The organism is Pseudonocardia pini, from assembly GCF_013870575.1.
Taxonomy (GTDB): Bacteria; Actinomycetota; Actinomycetes; order Mycobacteriales; family Pseudonocardiaceae; genus Pseudonocardia; species Pseudonocardia pini.
Genome location: NZ_JACBXB010000672.1, coordinates 1 through 3,116, shown reverse-complemented (window position 1 = coordinate 3,116; position 3,116 = coordinate 1). Strand labels below are relative to the sequence as shown.

Below are 3,116 nucleotides of genomic sequence, written 5' to 3'. Positions count from 1 at the left end.
GCGGCGAGGTCCAGCCCCGCGCCGATGCAGGCCCCCTGGACCGCCGCGATCACCGGCACCCGGCAGCGCTCGACGCTGGTGAGCACGTCCTGCAGGTCGAGGATGGTGCGGCGCAGGTCCTCCGCGGCGCGGGCCCGGTCCTCGTGCCCGCCGAGCAGCGAGCCCAGCATCGCCAGGTCGATGCCCGCGCAGAAGTTCCGCCCGTTGCCGGAGAGCACCACGACCCGGACCGTGGGATCGGCGTCGAGGGTGTTCACCGCCTCGCGCAGCTCACGCCAGAGCGCGGCGTTCAGCGCGTTGGCCTGCTTCGGCCGGTCCAGCCGCAGCCATCCGATCCCGTCCTTGGTCTCGACGGTGAGCGTCTCGAATCCCATCGGGCGTCCTTCCGGTGCGAATGAAACGGTCAGTCCTGACCGTCCGTCAAACTGCGTCGTGCGGTGCGCTTCCACAAGGCGAGGTGGGGGTCGGTGTCCGGGTCCCGCGGGTCGATGGCGTAGGTCAGCGCCACCCCGCGCATGCTCGTGAACAACAGCTCACGGGTGTCCTCGAACGCGGGATGGCTCGAGTGCACGGGCCCGAACATCGAGGCCACGACGTGCTGGATCGCCACGCCGAGCCTGCGCTCCTCGGGCAGCAGCTCCGTGCGGAGCGCCTCGTCGGTGCGTGCGGCGTTCCACAGCTCCATCGCCGCCCAGAAGTACGGCTGCCGGAAGGTGTCCCACAGCAGCTCGACGGCCCGGTCGATGCGTTCCGGCCCGGTGGTGGAGGCGTGGGGCCAGTTCTCGGTGTCCGAGAGCCGCTCGACGGCGAGGTGCTGGGCCGCGGCGACCAGCAGCGCCGACCGGGACGGGAAGTGGTGCAGCATCCGGCCGCGGGACACGCCCGCCCTGGCCTGGATGGTGACGGTCGTGGCGCCCGCGTAGCCGTCCTCGACGAGGGAGTCCACGGCGGCGTCGAGGATGATCTGGTGGCTGCTCGCCCGGCGTTCGCCCTGGGTGCGGCGCGGGGTCGGTGCGGCCATCCTCACACCCTAGCCTTCCCGACACCCGCGACTGTTTTCCTGGGACCGCCGACCGTGGTCAGCTGATCCGCTCGTCGACGAAGAAGTCCAGCTCCAGGTCCGCCCCGCCGCCGTAGGGCGAGAGGTCCGTGACGCCGGCCTCGCGCAGGATCTCGACGTCGATGAAGGTCTCCCCGGTCCGCTCGGCGGGCAGGTCGAGGACGGCGAGCGCGGCGTCCGCCATGATCTGCGGGTCCCGCGAGCGGTCCACGGTGTCGCTGCCGCCGAGCAGGTTCTGCACGGCCGCTGTCTTGATCGCGGTCTCCGGCCAGAGGCAGTTCGCGGCGATGCCCGCGGACCTGAACTCCTCGGCCCAGCCCACGGTCAGGATGGTCATGCCGAACTTGGACAGCGCGTAGGCCGGGAACTTGCCGAGCCAGTGCGGCGCCATCGTGACCGGCGGGGAGAGCGTGAGCACGCGCGGCCGGTCGGACTTGCGCAGGTGCGGGAGCGCCGCCTTGAACAGCAGGAAGGTGCCCCGCGAGTTGATCTGCTGCATGAGGTCGAACCGCTTGGCGGACAGGTCCTCGGTGCCCGAGAGGTTGAGCGCGGAGGCGTTGTTCACCACGACGTCGATCCCGCCGAAGCGCTCGACCGCCGCGGCGGCGGCACGCTCGACGTCCTCCTCCTTGCGCACGTCCCCGACCACGGCGAGGGCCTGCCCGCCCGCCTCCTCGATCTCGGCGACGGCGGTGTGCACCGTGCCCGGCAGGCGCGGGTCCGGCTGGTCGGTCTTGGCCAGGATCACGACGTTCGCGCCGCGGCGACCCGCGGCGACGGCGATGGCCAGCCCGATGCCCCGGCTCCCGCCGGACATCAGGATGGTGTGGCCTGCGAGGGACTCGGCGGTCACGGGCTGCTCCTCTGTGTGGGGTGCCCCAGACGCTACCAGTCAGACCTGACCGCTTGTCGGTCACGCGGCGAGAGGTCGACCGTTGCGTGATGCAAGGTGGCCGGATGCGCGTCCCGATCCGCTGAATACGGAGGCAGCCTCTTGGTTGTGAGTACAACCACGATGCCAGGTAAGGACAAATCAGTAAAGATCGCGTTACCTCGACCGAGGGTTCCCTCACCTGCACACCGGGAGACCGCATGTCCCGACCCGTCCGACGGCTGCTCGCCCCCCTCGCGGGCGCGCTCGCCCTGACCCTCGCCGTCGGAGCCTGCTCCAGCAGCCCGGAGGCCGCCGAGACCGCGGCCCCCGCCCCCGCCCTCCCCGCGGGGTGGTCCTGGGTGGCGGGCACGGACGTCGCCACGGTCGCGGACGCCGGGACCCAGGTCCTGCCCGCCACCCTGACCGGGGACGACGACGTGTCCTCCCAGGTCACGGACACCTCGCGGACCATCGTGGGCGGCGACGACGTGATCGAGGTCTTCGACGCACTCGGCCGCAGCACGGACGTCTTCGCCGCACCCGAGGAGTCCGCCACCGAGACCGGGCGCAACGCCGAGCAGACGTTCCTGTTCAACGCGAGCACCGGCACCGAGGGCGTGCTCAGCCTGGGCGGGACGCTGTTCGTGGGCAACAGCGTGCGCAGGCACACCGCACTGGCCGAGCAGCTGCGCGGGACCGGCGCGGCCGCCGTCGTGATCGACAACCTGCAGCCCGCGCCGGAGAAGATCCGCAAGCTCGCCACGGCGCTCGGCATGCCCGCGGCGGGCGAGGAGCTGGCCATCCAGGTCGAGGGCCAGTACGCCGAGGCGGAGCGCATCGCGGCGGGCATCACCGACCGCCCGCGGGTGCTGCACATCTCGGCCACGGGCGCCGGCGGCAACCCTGCGGTGGGCGGGGCGGACACCGCCGCCGCGAACGTCATCCGACTCGCGGGCGGGACCAACGTGGGCGACGAGGCCGGGGTCGAGAACTACTCCGAACTCAGCCCCGAGGGCGTGGTCCAGAGCGAGCCCGACGTGATCCTCGTCAGCGAGAACGACCTCGCGACCTGGGGCGGGCCCGAGCAGATCTTCGCGCTGTTCCCGACCCTCGCGCAGACCCCCGCCGCGCTGGAGGACCGCGTCATCGTGATGCCGGACCTGCAGCTCAAGGGCGGTGGCG

4 protein-coding genes are annotated in these 3,116 nt (G+C 72.0%); 1 reads left to right on the top strand and 3 read right to left on the bottom strand.

Going from position 1 to position 3,116, the window contains the following annotated elements; all coding sequences use genetic code 11:
* The 3 genes from H5J29_RS26955 to H5J29_RS26945 form a co-directional block, all read right to left on the bottom strand.
* Window positions 1-374, bottom strand: a 374-nt coding sequence (locus tag H5J29_RS26955; RefSeq protein WP_181783807.1) for an enoyl-CoA hydratase-related protein, incomplete at its 3' end; no start/stop codon positions are given.
* 29 nt (window positions 375-403) lie between these two features.
* Window positions 404-1,021, bottom strand: a complete 618-nt coding sequence (locus H5J29_RS26950; protein WP_181783806.1) for a TetR/AcrR family transcriptional regulator — start codon at window positions 1,019-1,021, stop codon at window positions 404-406.
* Window positions 1,022-1,079: 58 nt separating this feature from the next.
* Window positions 1,080-1,913 (bottom strand): SDR family oxidoreductase, encoded by an 834-nt coding sequence (locus H5J29_RS26945; RefSeq protein WP_312858431.1) that lies wholly within the window; start codon window positions 1,911-1,913, stop codon window positions 1,080-1,082.
* A gap of 239 nt (window positions 1,914-2,152) precedes the next feature.
* On the opposite strand from H5J29_RS26945, the gene H5J29_RS26940 reads away from it, so the two are divergent.
* Window positions 2,153-3,116: heme/hemin ABC transporter substrate-binding protein (locus H5J29_RS26940; RefSeq protein ID WP_181783805.1), on the top strand; the 964-nt coding region annotated here is incomplete at its 3' end.